A 17,330-nucleotide genomic window follows, 5' to 3' on the forward strand; every position below is an offset into this window, starting at 1 on the left:
CCAGTCAGTTCAAAAACTAGCATCCCCGGCCGCACCCGCTGCGCAGGGGGCGGCAGTTGCCCGGCCGCGAGCCCGGACCGGGGGACGAAACCGCAGGTCAGCGCGATTGTCAGTGGGGGCCGTCACGATGGGGACAGGTCACTCAAGAACGGCTCAACCCGTAGGAGCTACACCAGGCAGCGCGAAGCGCACGCAACGACAGGAGGTTCGTCATGGCCACACCGTCCCCGTCCCCTGTCCACCCCGTCCCCCGGAAGTCGGCGGCACCGTCCCCTACGGCTCCGCCGCGGGGAGACCCCACTGCCGCCCTCGACCTGCTCGCCAAGGCCCACGAGGGCCTGGCCGAAGCCGCCCGGCTGACCCGGCCCCACGAGCGGTACGCCACCGCCCATCTCGCCGCGCTGCGCGCCGCCGCGGCCGTGCTCGCCGCGCGCGGGCGGCCGGAGCCGGTGCACCCGCGGCGCAGGCCGCGGATCCGCAGCGCGTGGGAGGTGCTCCCGGAGATAGCGCCCGAACTGACCGAGTGGAGCGCGCTCTTCGCCTCCGGGGCGGCCCGCCGGGCGCGGGCGGAGGCCGGCATAGCGAGCGCGGCCACCGGCCGGGACGCGGACGATCTGGTGCGTGCCGTCGCGATGTTCCTGCGCCTGGTGGAGCGGATGCTCGTGCTCCGCCCGCCGGCGGCGGCCGGCCCGGCCCAGGGCCTGCCACTGCCGCGGACGGAGCGTCCGGACGCGGGATGACCTGCCCGGCAGTCGGAGGCAATAGGGTGGGCAACGACCGCTCACCAACGTGCCGAGGAGCCATCAGCCGTGTCGGACACTTCCCGCCCCCGCGCCTCCCTCCGCACCGCCGTGGTGTGGGAGGTCCTCAAGGAGGCGCTCGACCGCCGGGTGAAGGCGACCGGGCGGGACGTGCTGGACGTGCTCGACACGGGTGGCGGTACCGGCAAGTTCGCCGTCCCGGTGGCCCACCTCGGCCACCGGGTCACCGTGGTCGACCCGAGCCCCAACGCGCTGTTCGGACTGGAGCGCCGGGTCGCCGAAGCCGGCGTGGCCGATCTGGTCCGCGGGGTGCAGGGCGACGCGCAGGGCCTGCTCGATGTCGTCGAGCGCGATTCCTACGACGTGGTGATCTGCCACGGCGTGCTGGAGTACGTGGACGACCCGGCCGAGGGCGTGGCCAACGCGGTGGCCGCCCTGCGCCCCGGCGGCATCCTCAGCCTGCTCGGCGCCGGACTCGGCGGGGCCGTGCTGGCCCGCGCCCTGGCCGGGCACTTCACGGAGGCCCGTACGGCCCTGACCGACCCGGCCGGCCGCTGGGGCTCGGGCGATCCGGTACCGCGCCGCTTCACCGCCGAGCAGCTTTCCGCCCTGGTCTCCGAGGCGGGTCTGGCCGTGGGCGCGGTGCACGGGGTCCGGATCTTCGCCGACCTCGTTCCGGGCGTTCTGGTCGACACCGAGCCCGGCGCCGTCGAGGCCCTGCTGCGCCTGGAAGAGGCCGCCGCCGAGCTTCCCGCGTTCCACGCGGTCGCCACGCAGCTGCACGTTCTCGGCGAGAAGCCCGCCTGATCTGCGGAGCAGAGGGGAACGCGGTGCGCCACTCACCCTCCGAACCGGCGTCGTGACCCGTATGATCGGGGTCAGCGCCCGGCATGCCGAGCGGACCTCTGGGGAATAACGCCCTCAGTGGGCCGTTCAAGACGGCGCTGAGCATTCCCCAAGCGGTACTTTTTACGGGCAGTGTTTTTTAGAACGTGGCGTAGAGGGCGGGTATCACGGGGGCGATTCCCCGCCTATCCTGAAGGGGACCCCTGGTCGCTCCCCCCCGCGACCGACGGATGAGGAGGACTCCCGTGCCGCTCTCGGAGCACGAGCAGCGAATGCTCGAGCAGATGGAGCGAGCGCTGTACGCCGAAGATCCCAAATTCGCTACAGCGCTTGAGGGAAGCGGACTGCGCACGTACACCCGGCGACGGGTCTACCAGGCAGTCGCAGGCATTGTGGTGGGTATCGCGCTCCTCATGACCGGTGTGATCGTGCCGAACGTACTGTGGATCAGCGTGGTGGGATTCCTCGTCATGCTGGGATGTACGGTGCTCGTGGTCACCGGTTGGCGCAAGGCACCCAAGCCTGGTGAGCAGCCCGCCTCCGGTAGTGCAGGCGGTTCGCCCCAAGGGCAGAACCGGCAGCGTCGGTCGATGATGGGCCGTATCGAGGAACGGTGGCAGCGCCGCCGTGACGAACAGGGGCAATAGCCCCACCGACAGACTCGGGTGAAGGGACGGCCGCCGGAAGGCGGCCGTCCCTTCACTGCTGTCCCGACTCGGCGCTGTCCCGACTCGGCTCTGTGCCGACTCGGCTCTGTGCCGACTCGCCGATTCCGCGCCGGATCACGGCTTCTGGGACATGATGATCAGATGAGTGTGCTCCCCCTGGTCTTCACCAGTGGCTGGGCCAGTGGGATCAACGCATACGCCGTGGTCCTGCTGCTCGGCATCTTCGGCAGGACCGGCCTGACCGACGAGGTCCCCGCGTCCCTGCAGCGCACCGACGTGCTGATCGTGGCGGGAGCCCTCTTCCTCTGCGAGGCGGTCGCCGACAAGATCCCGTACGTGGACTCCCTGTGGGACACCGTCCACACCGTGATCCGCCCGGTGTCCGGAGCGGTGGTCGGCGCGCTGCTGGCCGGGCAGAGCGGCTCGCTCTCCGACATCACCGCCGGCGCGGTCGGCGGTTCCACCGCCCTGGCCAGCCATTTCGTCAAAGCCGGCACGCGCATGGCGATCAACACCTCGCCCGAACCCTTCAGCAACGTCGCGATGAGCACCGCCGAGGACCTCGGGGTGGGCGGGATCGTCACCTTCGCGATGTTCAATCCGGAGGCCGCCGCGATCATCTGCGCCGTCCTGCTGATCATCGGACTCGCCCTGCTGATCTACCTCTGGGCCAGGATCCGCCGCTTCCTGCGCCGCCGCGCCCAGCGCCGCGAGGAGAAGAGACTCGCCGACGAGGTCGCCCGGGTCGCTCGATAGGCTCAGCGGCATGGCACGAATTGCGGTGATCGGCGCCGGGATGGGCGCGATGGCGACGGCGGCACGGCTGGCCGTGGCCGGACATCAGGTGACGGTGTACGAGCGCGGGACGACCTACGGCGGAGCCGTCGGCCGCTACGCCCGCGACGGCTTCGTCTTCGACACCGGCCCCGGGCTGGTGCACCTGCCCGCCGTCTACCGCGATCTGTTCGTCAAGACCGGCAAGCGACCGCTGGAGGAGTGCGCGGAGCTGGTCCAGATCGACCCCGCCGTCCGCTACCTCCTCCCGGACGGCCGTACGCTCACCTTCCCCGGCGGCTCGCACGGCGGCGCCGCCGCCGCCGTCGACGCGGCCTTCGGGCCCGGCTCCGGGGACCGCTGGAGCGCGGTCCTGGGCCGCGCCCGGGACGCCTGGGACGCCACCCGCCGGCCGCTCCTGGAGGAGCCGCTGCACGCGGACCGCTCCACGCTGGGCCGCGACCCGTACCCCGCGCTGCGCGGGAGCGGACTGCTGCGCCGCCGGCCGCCGACCCTGGCCGAGGTCGCCGCCCGCGAGCTCGGCGGCGACGGCTTCGACGAGCTGCTCACCTCGCGCGTACGGGCGTACGGGGTCGATCCGGCGACCGCGCCCGCCTCGGCGGCGGTGCTGCCCTACATGGAGCAGACCTTCGGCAGCTGGTACGTGCGCGGCGGGACGCGGGAGCTGGCCACCGCCGTGTACGAGCGGTGCCTGGAGCGGAAGGTCGCCTTCGAGTTCGGCGCCGACGTGCGGGAGGTCCTCGTGCGCGACGGCCGGGCGGCCGGGCTGGTGACGGCCGACGGCACCGAGGTCACGGCCGACCACGTGGTCTGCGCGGTCGACCCCGGACGGCTGAGGATCCCGCTCGCACCGGACTCCGCGTCCGCCCGTACGGCGGAACCCGCCCGCTGGTACACCCTTTTCGCCGCGCTGCGCGGGTCCCGGGAGGCCGGCGCCGCGCACCGCACGCTGCTGGGCCCGGTGACCGTACTGCGCCCCGACGACCCGGCGACCCGGCCGGACGCGGAGCACGAGGCGGTCACCGTGCACGCCGTGCTGACCGGGGCGTCGGCGCCCGCTCCGTCCGCCGAGGAGCTGCTGACGGCCGCCGCGCGGGCCGTCCCGGGGCTGCGGGAGCGGCTGCTGTGGCACGAGCTGCGCACCCCGGCCGACGTCGAGGCGGCCACGGGTTCGGTGGACGGCCGGGTGCCCGCGCCCGCGCTGGCCGGGGCCGGGGGCCGGCTGCTGCACCCCGCGAACGCCACCGCCGTGCCCGGGCTGTACCTGGCCGGCGGCTGGGCGCACCCGGGCGGCGGGCTCGCGCACGCCGGAATGACGGGGGCCCTGGTGGCCGGGCTGATCGTGGAGGGCGCGGACTTCCGCGGCTCGCGGTAGACCGGATCGGTCCGCCGGCGGATCAGGTCCTCAGTAGCGGTACTGCTCGTACTCGCCCGTGCCCTGGTACGGATACGGGTACGGCTGCTGCTGCGGCTCCTCCGCCGGGTAGGGCTGGTTCGCGTCGCGCTGCTGCGGGACCCAGACGCCGCCGGGCGGGGTGTCCATGGAGTACTGCTCCTGCTGCCCGGTCGCGTACGGGTCCGGGGCGTAGGGGTCCGGGGCGTAGCCGCCGTAGGGGGGCGCGTAGCCGTACGGCTGCTGCGGGGCGACGGCTCCGCCGGTGCCGATGTACGGGTCCGAGTAGGCGGCGTAGACCTGCTGCTCGCCGGGGGCCGGATAGCCGGTGGTGTAGTCGTAGCCGCCCTGGGTCTGCGGGTCGTAGTACGCCGCGTACTGGTGGGCGTCCTGCTCCGGGACGAACGGGGAGACGAAGGCGCTCGTCTCGCCGGGCATCCCGTACGAGGCGGCCGGCTGCTCGGCGTAGTACTCCTGGACCTGCTCGCGCACCGGCCCCGCGGTGAACGCGCCGGACTCCTCGCCGGAGTCCTCGTCCTCGACCTGGTCGGGCCCATACTCCAGGGCCGTCACCTCCAGGGCCGGCTCCGGGCGCGGTGCGCCGCCGGCCCGGCGGCGCCGGCCCTGCGGGACCTCGGGCTCGGGGGCCTTGCCGCGGCGCAGCGCCCAGCCGGACACGAAGCCCTTGCGGAAGGAGAGGGTCACCAGCGTCTGGCCCACCGCGAAGGCGACGGCTCCGGCCCCGATGACGAGGACCGAAGGCAGCACGACGCCGGCGACCACGCCGACGAACCCGGCGAAGGCGAGCAGGCGCCAGCGCAGCCGGGCCTTGTACTGCATCAGGACCTCGGCAAGCAGCCACAGCGCGACGAAACCGAACGCGATGTAGAGGACCGTCATTCCCATGCGGGGCCCCTCTCGGTACGGCCGCCCGCGCGGGGAACGGGGCCGGCCGGTCAGGCCCGCTGGTGCAGGCCCAAGTTCTCGTAGATCTCGAGCGTCGCCGTGGAATTGTTCAGCGTGATGAAGTGCAGCCCCGGGACACCCTCGGACAGCAGCCGCGCGCAGAACTCCGTGGCGAACTCGATGCCAATGGAGCGTACAGCGGCCGCGTCGTCCTTGACCGCGAGCATGCGCTCTTTCACGGCCGCAGGGAAGATTGCGTTGGTGAGTTGCGGGAGCCGGTCGAACTGCTTGATGTTCACAACAGGCATGACCTCGGGGATGATCGGGGTCTCGCAGCCCGCCTTCTCGACGCTGTCGCGCATCCGGAGGTAGTGCTCCGGATGGAAGAACATCTGTGTGATCGCATAGTCGGCGCCCGCGCGGCACTTGTCCACGAAGTGCCGGATGTCCGTGTCCCAGTCCGAGGAGCGCGGGTGCATCTCGGGGAAGGCCGCGACGCCGACGCAGAAGTCGCCGGACTCCTTGACCAGCCGGACCAGGTCGGCCGCGTAGTGCACGCCCTCGGGGTGCGCCACCCACTCGCCCATGGGGTTGCCGGGCGGGTCTCCGCGCACGACCAGCATGTTGCGGATGCCCGCGTCGGCGAACTGCCCGATGACGTTGCGCAGCTCGGCGATCGAGTGGTCGACGGCGGTGAGGTGGGCGACCGGGGTCAGGGTGGTGTCCGCGGCGATCTGCTCGGTGGCGCGGACGGTGCCGCCACGGGTGGAACCGCCGGCCCCGTACGTGACGGAGACGAAGCTCGGGGCCACTGCCTCGACCCGGCGCAGCGCGTTCCAGAGGTTGCGCTCGCCCTTCTCCGTCTTGGGGGCCCAGAACTCGAAGGAGTACGAGCGCCCGGACGCGATGAGGTCGCGGACCGTGTGTGCACGGTCCGACCAGGTGGAAGAGGTACCAAGGGCCATACGGGGAGGTTAGACGCGGTCCGGTGTCCATCGAAGCGTTGTCCACGGATTGGACGCGGAAATGAGACGCCGGGGGTGGAGCGGTGCGGGCGGCCGGGGCCGCCCGGGACCCGCTAGCCGAGCCGGGCGCGGACCCGCTTGGCGAGGTCAGCGGCGGCGGCGCCGGGGTCGGAGGCCTCGGTGAGGGCCCGTACGACCACGACGCGGGAGGCTCCGGCGTCCAGTACTTCGTCCAGATTCCCCGCGTCGATCCCGCCGATGGCGAACCACGGCCGGTCCTGGGCGAGGGAGGCCGCGTGCCGGACGAGGCCGAGTCCGGGGGCGAACCGGCCGGGCTTGGTGGGGGTGGGCCAGCAGGGGCCGGTGCAGAAGTAGTCCACGCCGGGCTCGGCGACGGCCGCGTCCACCTCCGCCTCCGAGTGGCAGGAGCGTCCGATGAGGACCTCCCGGCCCAGGATGGCGCGGGCGGCGGGCACCGGGATGTCGCCCTGGCCGAGGTGCAGCACGTCCGAGCCGATGGCGTGCGCGACGTCGGCCCGGTCGTTGACGGCGAGCAGCTTGCCGTGGCGGCGGGCCGCTTCGGCGAAGACCTGGAGGTGCTCCAGCTCCTCGCCCGCCTCCATGCCCTTGTCGCGGAGCTGGACGATGTCCACCCCGCCGGCGAGGACGGCGTCCAGGAACTGAGGGAGGTCGCCCTGCCGCTTGCGGGCGTCCGTGCACAGGTAGAGCCGGGCATCGGACAGCTGGGCGGCGATGGCGGACATGGGTACCCCCGGGTGGTGTGTCGTACGTACGTACGCGGTGTGCGGGCCCCGGCCGGGGCCCGCACACCGCGCTTGAGGCGGAATCAGGTCAGAGGGCGAGCGCCTGAGCGCGGCGCTTCACCTCCGTGCCGCGATTCTCGCTCAGCGCCTGCACGGGGGTGCCGGGCAGGGTCTCGTCGGCGGTGAAGAGCCACTCCAGGATCTCCACGTCGGTGAAGCGGTCGTCGCGGAGCACGGTCAGCAGGCCGACCAACCCCTTGACGATCTTGTCTCCGTCGATGAAGGCCGCGGGGACCTGGAGGGAGCGGTTCTCGCCGCGGCGCACCGCGAGCAGCTGACCTTCCTTGACCAGCTGGCGAACCTTGGTCACTTCGATGTCGAGCATCTCCGCGATGTCGGGGAGGTACAGCCAGGCGGGAACAAGGGCATCGATCTTTGCGTCAATCTCGGTCACGAGCACAAGCCTGCCATCTCGGACTGACTGCCGGTACCCGAGCGGCCCCGTCCGGGGCGCGGGGGCCCCGTATCCGGGGCCGGAGACAGGGCCGGGCGCGGGCCCGGGCGGGCCGGGAACCGGACGGGTACGGGCCTGATCGATCCCGGAACCCGACCGGATGCCCGCCCGAGGACGAGCCGGGAACGGGTCCGGGCGCAGCCCGGGGAACCCTGAGCGGAGTCCGGGGAGGGTCCGGGCGCAGCCCGCACGAGGTCCGGGGCACAGCCCCCGGGGCGGGTCCGGGCGCAGCCCGGGGAACGGGCGAAGGGCGGGTAGGGGACTTCCCCCGCGGGAGCCGGGCCGGGAGCCGGGCCCGGCCGGACCTGGCGGGGCCACCGGGGCCGCCGGCCCCCAGCCCCCGGTCCCCGGCTCGCGCCCCGGCCGGGACGGCGTCGGGTCAGCCGAGTAGCGTCGACTTCAGGGCGACCGCCGGGTCGGCGACCTTCGCCGGGTCCACGAGGGCGCCCGACTCGATGAGGCGGCGCCCCTGGGCCAGGTCGCGCGGGCGCCCCACCGCGAGGACCGCGACCAGCCGGCCCTCCCGCAGCCAGCACACCGACCAGGTGTCGGCCTCCGGGTCACCGCGCCACAGCGGGGGCTCCGCGTCGCCGTGGTGGCCCGCGTACTGCACGAAGCGGCCGAACTGCTCCGACCAGAAGTACGGGACCGGGTCGTAGACCTGCTCCCCCGACCCCCCGGCCAGGATGTCCGCCGCCACCACCCGCGGGCCCTGGAGCGCGTTGTCCCAGTGGTGCACCAGCAGCCGGGACCCGTAGCGCGCCGACGGGAAGGAGGCGCAGTCCCCCACGGCGTACACCCCGGGCACGGAGGTGCGCAGCCACGCGTCGGCGGTGACCGCTCCGTCCGGCCCGAGCTCCACGCCGGATCCGGCCAGCCATCCGGTGGCCGGCCGCGCGCCGATGCCCACCACCACCGCCTCCGCGGGCAGCTCCCGCCCGTCGGCCAGCAGGACCCGGCCCGGCTCCACGGAAGCCACCCGCGCGCCGGTCAGCAGCTCGGCGCCCGCCTGGGCGTACCAGCGCCCCATCGGCTCGGCGACCTCCGCCGGCAACGCGCCCGCCAGGACCCGGTCCGCCGCCTCGACCACGGTCACCGCGCAGCCCGCCTCGCGGGCGGCGGTGGCGAACTCCGCGCCGATCCATCCGGCCCCGACCACGACCACCGCCGAGGAGGCCGCCAGTACGGGCCGCAGCCGGGCCGCGTCGTCCAGGGTGCGCAGCAGGTGCACCCCCGGGACGCCCGCCGCGCCGGGCAGGGTCAGCGGGAGGGCCCCGGTGGCCAGCACGAGGAACTCGTACGGGACCGGGCCCGCCTCGGTGTCCACCTCCCGGTCGGTGGCCCGCAGCCCGGTGACCTCGACCCCCAGCCGGAGCTCGATGCCGAGCTCCTCGAAGTCGACGTCGAAGGCCGAGTCCTCGGCCTTGCCGAGGAGCACCGCCTTGGACAGCGGGGGCCGGTCGTAGGGCTGGTGGGGTTCGGCTCCCAGGAGGGTGACGGGGCCGGCCCAGCCCTGTTCCCGGAGGGCGACCGCGGTCTGGACCCCGGCCATGCCGGCGCCGACGATCACCACGCCGTGCCGGGTGTCTTCCGCCTGCCGCGTCTGCTGTTGCGTCTGCTCGCTCACGCGGCCCAGCCTAATCAACTGACGGTCCGTCAGGAACAGGCGTCTCAAACCCGCCGGGAACCGGCACCGGGGAGGCAGCCTTACCGGCCGTCGGCCTCGGCGTTACTCTGGCACCGAACCTATCGCGGGAGTCCGGGCGCACCGGGCTGAGAGGGAGGCTGGCCGGCCTCCGACCGTACGAACCTGATCCGGGTCATGCCGGCGAAGGGAGGGGCTGGACGCCCATGCATTCATTTCGAAACGGCCGGAGTCCCGGCTACGACGTGCTCGTCATCGGGGGCGGCATCATCGGCCTGGTCACCGCCTGGCGGGCGGCCCGGCGCGGGCTGCGCACCGCGCTGGCCGATCCGGCCCCCGGCGGCGGCGCCGCCCAGGTCGCGGCCGGCATGCTCGCCGCCGTCACCGAGCTGCACTACGGCGAGGAGACCCTGCTCGGGCTCAACCTCGCCTCCGCCGCCCGCTACCCCGAGTTCGCCGCCGAGCTCGCCGAAGCCAGCGGCGGCATGGACATCGGCTACCGCGCCTGCGGCACCCTGGCCGTCGCCCTCGACGCCGACGACCGGCTGCACCTGCGCGAGCTGCACGCCCTCCAGCGCCGCTGCGGCCTGGAGTCCGAGTGGCTGACCGGCCGCGAGTGCCGCCGCCTGGAACCGATGCTGGCTCCGGGCGTCCGCGGCGGCCTGCGCGTGGACGGCGACCACCAGGTCGATCCCCGCCGCCTCGCAGCCGCCCTGCTGGCCGCCTGCGAACGGGCCGGGGTCGACCTGCACCGCGCCGGGGCGGCGCGACTGCTCACCACCGCCGACCGGGCCTGCGGCGCGGTCCTCGACGACACGCACGCCACGGAGCTGCGCGCCGACCAGGTGGTGCTGGCCGCGGGCTCGCTCAGCGGCCGGCTGGACGGCGTACCGCCCGAGGCCGTGGCCCCCGTACGGCCGGTGAAGGGGCAGGTGCTGCGCCTCGCGGTGCCACAGTCCTACGCCCCGTTCCTGTCGCGGACCGTACGGGCCGTCGTGCGCGGCAGCCACGTCTACCTGGTGCCGCGCGAGAACGGCGAGCTCGTCCTCGGCGCCACCAGCGAGGAACTCGGCTGGGACACCACCGTCACCGCGGGCGGGGTCTACGAACTCCTGCGCGACGCCCACGAGCTGGTGCCCGGGATCACCGAACTCCCCCTGGTGGAAACCCGGGCCGGACTGCGGCCCGGATCGCCGGACAACGCCCCCCTGCTCGGCCCGACCGAACTCCCCGGGCTGCACCTGGCCACCGGGCACTACCGCAACGGGGTCCTGCTGACCCCGCTGACCGGGGACGTGATGGCGGACCTGCTGACCACCGGCGAACTGCCGGAGATCGCCCGCCCCTTCACCCCGCGCCGTTTCGCCCTCGCGTCCACCCTCACGCGACAGGAGTCGTTCGCATGACCATTTCCGTCAACGGCGAGCCGCGCGAGATCGCGGACGGGACCATGCTGGCCACGGTGGTCGCCACCCTGACCGCAGCCACCAAGGGGGTCGCGGCCGCCCTCAACGAGACCGTGGTGCCGCGCGGCCAGTGGCCCTACACCTCCGTGACCGACGGCGACCGCGTCGAGGTCCTCACCGCGGTCCAGGGAGGCTGAACAGATGGCGGACACGTGCGACATCTCCAACGACGCCTTCACCCTCGCCGGCCGGACCTTCTCCTCGCGCCTGATCATGGGCACCGGCGGGGCGCCGAGCCTGGACATCCTGGAACGGGCGCTGGTCGCGTCCGGCACCGAACTCACCACGGTCGCGATGCGGCGCCTCGACCCGACGGTCCAGGGCTCGGTCCTGTCCGTCCTGACCCGCCTCGGCATCTCGGTCCTGCCGAACACCGCGGGCTGCTTCACGGCCGGCGAGGCCGTGCTGACGGCCCGGCTGGCCCGGGAGGCCCTGGGCACGGACTGGATCAAGCTGGAGGTCGTCGCGGACGAACGCACCCTCCTCCCGGACGGGGTCGAGCTGCTCGACGCCGCGGAGGTCCTGGTCGACGAGGGCTTCACGGTCCTCCCGTACACGAACGACGACCCGGTCCTCGCCCGCAAACTGGAGGACGTGGGCTGCGCGGCGATCATGCCGCTCGGCTCCCCCATCGGCTCCGGCATGGGCATCCGCAACCCGCACAACTTCGAGCTGATCACCGAGCGGGCCGGGGTCCCGGTCATCCTGGACGCGGGGGCCGGAACGGCCTCGGACGTGGCCCTGGCCATGGAACTGGGCTGCGCGGCGGTCATGCTCGCCTCGGCGGTGACCCGGGCGCAGCTCCCCGTCCTGATGGCCGCGGCCATGCGGGACGCGGTGTCGGCGGGCCGCCTGGCCCACCGCGCGGGCCGCATCCCCCAGCGCCGCTTCGCGGAAGCCTCCTCCCCGGTGGAGGGCCGCGCCGCCCTCGACCCGGAACGCCCGGCGTTCTGAGGGAGCGGTACGGGTTCCCGCGCGGTACGGGGTCCGTGACGTCGGGCGGTACGGGTTCCGGGGCGGTGGGGTTCCCGCGTGTGCGGGGCCCTCGCCCCCTCGCGTTCCACCCCGGCCCGGTGGCTGCCCACCCGCCCCCCTCGGGGCCGGGGCGGGACCGGACCGCCCAGCGCGGCGGAACCGCGGAGAAGCGGGATCCACGCCGGCCGGAACCGGAAAGGGTTTGGGGTTGCGGGTAGGGGCAGACTCCGGCCCGTCCGGGGCTGACGTCTGGAACCACGCCCTCACCGCATGGTGAGGAGGTTGACTTCCGCCGCGTCGTGGCACTCATGCAAGGCTGTCCGTACGCTCCGCCAGTGCACGGAGGCCGTCTGGCGCGGTCCGGCCCGCGACGAGTACGAGGTCACGCACAACTGCCCGGGCCGCCGCATGAGTGTGGATCACCTCGGGTGCCAGCTCCTCGGCGCGCAGCAGGCAGTCGAGCGAGTCGGCATACTGGCGACGTTGCGCGTGGGCTCGGCCGAGGTCCATCAGCAGACGCGCCTGCCGCTCGGAGGACAGACCGTCCATGCGGAGTCCATTCGCAATGTCGAGCGCCTCGCCGGCATCGCCGAGCTCGACTGCGGTCGAGACAGCCTGGATCTCCACATTCGTGGGACCGAATTCAAGATTGAAGTCGTTACGGTTCTCGCCCAGCAGACTGGCGACGCTTCGGGCGGCGTCGATCTGCCGCCGTGTCGACGCCCTCTCGCCCGAGCGGGCGTGCACGAGTGCCAGCATCAGGTGCAGCGATCCCAGCACGGAGAGGTGTTGAGGTGTGGGCTCGTTGCTCTCGACATGATGCAGGAGGGCGCTGACCGCCGTGGCGGCAGTGTGCTCGGCCTGGTCGAGGCGCTTCAGACGAACGAAGGCGTGGCAGAGGCGGTAGATCCCAGCGAAGACGCCGAGGGTACTGCCGGAAAGCTCCGCCTCGCGGATCGCCCGATCCGCCGCAACCCATGCAGCATCCGCCTCGTTCTGGCGAACGAAAGCCGCAGACAGGGCTTGGTAAATTCTGGCCAGCAGATCGTGCAATTCGGGTAGGTACTCATCCGGCGCCGTTCGCACGGCCCGCTCCAGCACCGGAACCGACGAGCTTATGGCCGCACTCAGTTCGGCGAACTGACCGCCGTGCGTGAGCTCCCAGATCCTGTCAACCGATGCTCGAAGTTCGGTAAGGGAATCCGATCTGAAGTCCTGCCGCGGGTTCAGGAGGACATCGAGCGCAGAGTGCCCGGAGAGCACCAGACGAGCCTGATCGAGATCGTTCGCGTCTGGTTCGGATGCAGTCTCTGCCTCTGCCGGGGCTGGGGCATCGGGCTGCAGCACCTGGAGCGGCACGCCAAGGCCGTCAGCGAGGAGCCTCAGCACGTCCAAACGGTTCACCGGCTGGATGCCCCGCTCGACCTGGGACAGCCAGCTCGCCGTACGGCCGATGGCCGTGGCGAGTTCCCCCTGCGTCATACTCCGCTGCTTTCGCAGATCGGCCACTCGCGCGCCAAAGGCACGCCGCTCCTCGGAACTCACTGCTGCGCTGTCACCTTCCCGCCGGTCACGTCGAGGAAGGTGACCTCGACACCGGCAAGGTACTGCTCCCGTTCGGCGAGGAAGTACTTCGTGTGCGACTGCGCCTCGTGGACGTCGAACGCGGCGCGATCCGCATACAGCTCGTAGAACACTCGCGCTAGAGGATCGCCCTCCGGTACGTGCACCACATAGACCAGCGTGCCCGGCTCTGCGCTCTTGATGCCCTCCAGGGTGGTTGCACACAGCTCATCGAATGCCGTCGCGGCTTCCTGGTCGCGCAGCGAGAAGCGCACGACCAGGCCGAATCCCTCGCTCATACGTGCTCCCTTCGAGTCGCGGCCAGTCTCGCAGGTGCACAGAATTTCTGCGAGTAGCAGAGTTTCTTGACTCACAGCATTACTGCGAGTAGCTTCGTAGTCGAGCTGCTACCCAGCGCGATCGGGGGCGCTCCCCTGCTACGCAAAGGAAACGCGCACATGCGTCAGCTCCCCATAGACACCTCGGCCTCCGAGACAGTGAGCACCTCAGACGCACCCCCGGCCGCGGTGGTCGCAGCTGTCGAGCCCAGTACGGACCTACTCGATCGTGCGCTGGTCGGCTGGGAGCGCTTCCTCAGCACCTTTGAGGGAGCGTCGGATGAGTGAGCGCTACGAGTACGTCCCTCATCGGCTTCTGCGCCACCGTGTCCGCGACCTCGCTTGCGGCAATGAGGGGGAGTTCATGGCCATGATCCACAAGAGCGTCTCAGACTCCGTCACCCACGAGCGCTCGATGGAGCCGGCCCAAATCCGCGACGCGTCCGGCCGCGAGTTCACCACGGTTAGGTTGACGGCGTGACGGCATCTCAGGAAACGGAAGAGACCGGGCACGCCCGGTTCACCTACCGGCTTCGCGTGTCGTCGACCGCGCTCGCCAAGCTGTTGGGTGAGTGGGACCGGTGCCGGTGGATCTGGAACGAATGCACCGCTCGGTCGAAGAAAGCCCACACCGAGAACGAGAAGTGCGGTCCCGCACGACTGGACAAGATGCTGACCGAAACCCGCACCATGAATGCGTGGTTGCGCGATGGCAGCAGTGTTCCGCAGCAGCAGCTGATCCGGGACTTCGGGAAGTCCCGGGCCAAGGCGCTCAAGGACATCAAGGCCCGGTTGCCGATGCGGCAGCGGGCGGGGATGCCGAAGTTCAAGAAGAAGTCCCATGCCGATCCCACGCTCAATTACACCCGTCGCGGTTTCCGGATCAAGGATGGCCGCCTGCACGTCACGGGCGGGATCAGCCTGAGGGTGGTGTGGTCCCGCGCACTCCCGGCGGACCCGTCGTCGGTGCGGATCTACCGCGACAGCCTCGGCCACTGGTACGCGTCCTTCGTCGTCTGCACCGAAGTCCAGCCGCTCCCGGAGACGGGCGCGGTGATCGGCATCGACTGGGGTGTGCGGGAGATCGCGACCACCACCAGCGACGCCCACGACCTCCCGCACCAGGAGCACGGGCGGAAGGCCGCCGCCGGGCTCGCCCACTACCAGCGGATGATGGCCCGCCGGAAACCGGCCAAGGGCAAGCCCGGTTCGCGGGGCTACCGGGCCGCGAAGAAGTTGACGGCGAAGCTCCACAAGAAGGTAGCCCGGCAGCGCCAGGACACCGGCCGCAAGTGGGCTAAGTCCGTGGTCCGCCATCATGACGCGTTGGCCGTGGAAGACTTCCGGCCGAAGTTCCTCGCCAAGTCGACCATGGCCCGCAAGGCCGCCGACGCCGCGATTACCGCCACCAAGTCGGTACTGATCGCCATGGCCCGCAAGCACGGGCGCATCGTGCACCTCGTCCATCCCGCGCACACCACCATGGACTGCGCACAGTGCGGAGCGAGAACCAAGCACGCACTACCGCTCTCAGAACGTACCTACACCTGCACCGCATGCGGAGCCGCGTCCCCCAGGGACAAGAACTCCGCCCGCGTGATGCTGGTCCGGGCTGGTCTCAACCCGGCTGGTGCCGATCGTGGAAGACCTGACAGCCCGCTGGGCCGCCAGGCTGCGTGAGCCAGGAATCCCCGCCCCTCAGGGCGGGGAGGATTCAAAGGTGGGCTGCAACCGCCCCGGCCCGGGACAGGGCCCCACCCGGCCCTCGTAGAATCGCCGGGTGGACACGACCCTGGATGACCCCCTCGTCGGGCAGACGCTCGACGGCCGCTACCGCGTGGACGCCCGCATCGCGGCCGGCGGCATGGCCACGGTCTACCGGGCCGTCGACACCCGCCTGGACCGCGTGCTCGCCCTGAAGGTGATGCACCCGGCCCTCGCCGCCGACCCCGGCTTCGTCGACCGGTTCATCCGGGAGGCCAAGTCCGTGGCCCGCCTGGCCCACCCCAACGTCGTGGCCGTCTTCGACCAGGGCACGCACGGCCCGTACACGTACCTCGCCATGGAGTACGTCTCCGGCTGCACCCTGCGCGACGTGCTCCGCGAGCGCGGCGCGCTCCAGCCCCGCGCGGCCCTCGACATCCTCGAACCGGTGCTCGCCGCCCTCGGCGCCGCGCACCGCGCCGGCTTCGTACACCGGGACATGAAGCCCGAGAACGTGCTGATCGGCGACGACGGCCGGGTCAAGGTGGCCGACTTCGGGCTGGTCCGGTCCGTGGACTCCGTGACCAACACCACCGGGTCCGTCCTCGGCACCGTCTCCTACCTCGCGCCCGAGCAGATCGAGAACGGCGTCACCGACACCCGCGTGGACGTCTACGCCTGCGGCGTCGTCTTCTACGAGATGCTCGCCGGCTCCAAGCCGCACACCGGCTCCAACCCCGCCCAGGTGCTCTACCAGCACCTCAACGAGGACGTCCCGCCCCCGTCGGCCGCCGTCCCCGGGCTGCCCGCCGCGCTGGACGAGCTCGTCGCCCAGGCCACCGCGCGCAACCCCGATCTGCGTCCCTACGACGCCGCCGCCCTCCTCGGGCTGGCCATGGACGCCCGTGCCCAGCTCGGCGACGCCGAGCTGGACGCCGTACCGCCGCAGGCCCGGGCCGCCGAGCGGACCGCCGCCGAGGACCGAACCAGCGTGATCCCCCGCCCGGTGCCCTCGCACGGCTCACACGGCTCACATGCCGCGCACACCTCGCACGCCTCGCACTCCGAGCCCGTGTCCCACACCTCCCGGCTCACCGCTCCGCCCCTGCCCCCAGCGCCGGCCGCCTCGCGGATCCGCCGTCCCGGCGTCCTGCTCACCGTGCTCGGCGTCCTGCTCTGCCTGGGCCTCGGTACGGGGGTCTGGTACATCAGCTCCGGCCAGTTCACCAAGGTCCCGAACCTGCTCGGGAAGACCGAGGCGGAGGCCAAGTCCCAGCTGTCGGCGGCCGGGCTCGGGGTGAAGCGGGTCGACCGGAAGTTCAGCGCGGCCTTCGACAAGGGGACCGTGATGAACACGGACCCCGCCGGCGGCAAGCGCATCCGCGGCAACGGCGCGGTGACGCTCACCGTCTCGCGCGGCCCCGAGGTCATCATGGTTCCCGACCTCAAGGGCAAGCCCCTGGAGGCCGCGAAGGCCGAGCTGACCTCGGCCGGCCTGACGCCGGGCGCCGTCACCCAGGCCTTCAGCCAGGACGTCGCGCAGGGCTCGGTGATCAGCACGGACCCGGGCGGCGGCCAGAAGCGGGCGCTCGACACCCTGGTCGCGATGGTGGTCAGCAAGGGCCGCCCGGTGCCGGTCCCCCGCGTCACGGGCACTTCCCTCGACCAGGCCCGTTCCACCCTGGAGGGCCTCGGCCTGAAGGTGGAGACGGCCCCGGAGCAGGTCAACTCCCCCTCCCCCGCCGGTACGGTCGCCAACCAGTCGATCGGCGCGGGCACCCAGGCCGCCGCGGGCGACACCGTCACCCTCACCGTGTCCAAGGGCCCCCGCCAGATCCCGGTCCCGGACGTCACCGGCCAGGAGGCCGACGCGGCCCGGGCGACCCTGGAGGGGCTGGGCTTCACGGTCAAGGTCGACAAGCCCTTCCTCTCCTTCAGCAACACCGTCGAATCCCAGTCGGTCCCCGCGGGCCAGAACGCCGCCGAGGGCAGCACGATCACCATCAGGACCAAGGGGCTGTAACAGC

General features: G+C 72.2%; 18 protein-coding genes and 1 riboswitch. Of the genes, 11 read left to right on the forward strand and 7 right to left on the reverse strand.

Features of this window, described 5'->3' with window-relative positions; translation table 11 throughout:
- Positions 1-212: 212 nt before the first annotated feature.
- The 5 genes from ACODT5_RS28105 to ACODT5_RS28125 all read left to right on the forward strand — a co-directional run bounded on the left by ACODT5_RS28105 (position 213) and on the right by ACODT5_RS28125 (position 4,445).
- Positions 213-740: an SAV_6107 family HEPN domain-containing protein gene (locus ACODT5_RS28105; protein WP_422521978.1), complete on the forward strand. Its 528-nt coding sequence runs from the start codon at positions 213-215 to the stop codon at positions 738-740.
- 69 nt (positions 741-809) lie between these two features.
- Entirely contained in the window at positions 810-1,568 is a 759-nt protein-coding gene (locus ACODT5_RS28110) for a class I SAM-dependent methyltransferase (protein WP_422521979.1), read from the forward strand.
- A 284-nt stretch (positions 1,569-1,852) separates the two neighbouring features.
- Complete coding sequence (locus ACODT5_RS28115) at positions 1,853-2,254, forward strand: DUF3040 domain-containing protein (RefSeq protein ID WP_266877102.1); 402 nt, start codon at positions 1,853-1,855, stop codon at positions 2,252-2,254.
- 162 nt (positions 2,255-2,416) lie between these two features.
- The gene (locus ACODT5_RS28120) at positions 2,417-3,031 is read left to right on the forward strand and encodes a DUF4126 domain-containing protein (RefSeq protein WP_422521980.1); all 615 of its coding nucleotides are present in this window, start codon (positions 2,417-2,419) and stop codon (positions 3,029-3,031) included.
- Positions 3,032-3,041: 10 nt separating this feature from the next.
- On the forward strand, positions 3,042-4,445 hold the full coding sequence (locus ACODT5_RS28125) for a phytoene desaturase family protein (RefSeq protein ID WP_422521981.1): 1,404 nt from the start codon (positions 3,042-3,044) through the stop codon (positions 4,443-4,445).
- Positions 4,446-4,475: 30 nt separating this feature from the next.
- Here the strand turns inward: ACODT5_RS28125 and ACODT5_RS28130 are convergent, their stop codons facing one another.
- From ACODT5_RS28130 to ACODT5_RS28150, 5 genes are all read right to left on the reverse strand, one after another.
- A complete protein-coding gene (locus ACODT5_RS28130; RefSeq protein WP_422521982.1) occupies positions 4,476-5,369 on the reverse strand; it encodes a hypothetical protein in 894 nt (297 codons plus the stop codon).
- 50 nt (positions 5,370-5,419) lie between these two features.
- Positions 5,420-6,334, reverse strand: a complete 915-nt coding sequence (gene metF, locus ACODT5_RS28135; protein ID WP_422521983.1) for a methylenetetrahydrofolate reductase [NAD(P)H] — start codon at positions 6,332-6,334, stop codon at positions 5,420-5,422.
- 113 nt (positions 6,335-6,447) lie between these two features.
- Positions 6,448-7,098, reverse strand: coding sequence for a thiamine phosphate synthase (gene thiE, locus ACODT5_RS28140; protein WP_422521984.1), 651 nt, complete (start codon positions 7,096-7,098; stop codon positions 6,448-6,450).
- 88 nt (positions 7,099-7,186) lie between these two features.
- Positions 7,187-7,552: an Rv2175c family DNA-binding protein gene (locus ACODT5_RS28145; RefSeq protein ID WP_422521985.1), complete on the reverse strand. Its 366-nt coding sequence runs from the start codon at positions 7,550-7,552 to the stop codon at positions 7,187-7,189.
- Positions 7,553-7,991: 439 nt separating this feature from the next.
- Positions 7,992-9,239, reverse strand: coding sequence for an NAD(P)/FAD-dependent oxidoreductase (locus ACODT5_RS28150; protein ID WP_422521986.1), 1,248 nt, complete (start codon positions 9,237-9,239; stop codon positions 7,992-7,994).
- A 114-nt stretch (positions 9,240-9,353) separates the two neighbouring features.
- Positions 9,354-9,466, forward strand: a riboswitch (TPP riboswitch).
- Between ACODT5_RS28150 and thiO the strand changes: the two genes are divergently transcribed.
- The 3 genes from thiO to ACODT5_RS28165 all read left to right on the forward strand — a co-directional run bounded on the left by thiO (position 9,464) and on the right by ACODT5_RS28165 (position 11,677).
- Positions 9,464-10,663: a glycine oxidase ThiO gene (gene thiO, locus ACODT5_RS28155; protein ID WP_422521987.1), complete on the forward strand. Its 1,200-nt coding sequence runs from the start codon at positions 9,464-9,466 to the stop codon at positions 10,661-10,663. It overlaps the preceding riboswitch by 3 nt.
- Positions 10,660-10,860 (forward strand): sulfur carrier protein ThiS, encoded by a 201-nt coding sequence (thiS, locus tag ACODT5_RS28160; RefSeq protein ID WP_422521988.1) that lies wholly within the window; start codon positions 10,660-10,662, stop codon positions 10,858-10,860. The genes thiO and thiS overlap by 4 nt, the downstream gene beginning before the upstream one ends.
- A 4-nt stretch (positions 10,861-10,864) precedes the next feature.
- A complete protein-coding gene (locus ACODT5_RS28165; protein ID WP_422521989.1) occupies positions 10,865-11,677 on the forward strand; it encodes a thiazole synthase in 813 nt (270 codons plus the stop codon).
- A gap of 327 nt (positions 11,678-12,004) precedes the next feature.
- Here the strand turns inward: ACODT5_RS28165 and ACODT5_RS28170 are convergent, their stop codons facing one another.
- Complete coding sequence (locus tag ACODT5_RS28170) at positions 12,005-13,243, reverse strand: helix-turn-helix domain-containing protein (protein WP_422521990.1); 1,239 nt, start codon at positions 13,241-13,243, stop codon at positions 12,005-12,007.
- Complete coding sequence (locus ACODT5_RS28175; RefSeq protein WP_327252332.1) at positions 13,240-13,560, reverse strand: putative quinol monooxygenase; 321 nt, start codon at positions 13,558-13,560, stop codon at positions 13,240-13,242. The genes ACODT5_RS28170 and ACODT5_RS28175 overlap by 4 nt, the downstream gene beginning before the upstream one ends.
- Before the next feature lie 319 nt (positions 13,561-13,879).
- Between ACODT5_RS28175 and ACODT5_RS28180 the strand changes: the two genes are divergently transcribed.
- From ACODT5_RS28180 to pknB, 3 genes are all read left to right on the forward strand, one after another.
- On the forward strand, positions 13,880-14,080 hold the full coding sequence (locus ACODT5_RS28180; RefSeq protein ID WP_422521991.1) for a hypothetical protein: 201 nt from the start codon (positions 13,880-13,882) through the stop codon (positions 14,078-14,080).
- Positions 14,077-15,279, forward strand: a complete 1,203-nt coding sequence (locus tag ACODT5_RS28185; RefSeq protein ID WP_422521992.1) for an RNA-guided endonuclease InsQ/TnpB family protein — start codon at positions 14,077-14,079, stop codon at positions 15,277-15,279. The genes ACODT5_RS28180 and ACODT5_RS28185 overlap by 4 nt, the downstream gene beginning before the upstream one ends.
- A 100-nt stretch (positions 15,280-15,379) precedes the next feature.
- Entirely contained in the window at positions 15,380-17,326 is a 1,947-nt protein-coding gene (gene pknB / locus ACODT5_RS28190) for a Stk1 family PASTA domain-containing Ser/Thr kinase (RefSeq protein ID WP_422521993.1), read from the forward strand.
- Positions 17,327-17,330 lie beyond the last annotated feature (4 nt).

Source organism: Streptomyces tatrensis (assembly GCF_049310065.1).
In the GTDB taxonomy this organism is placed as follows: Bacteria; Actinomycetota; Actinomycetes; order Streptomycetales; family Streptomycetaceae; genus Streptomyces.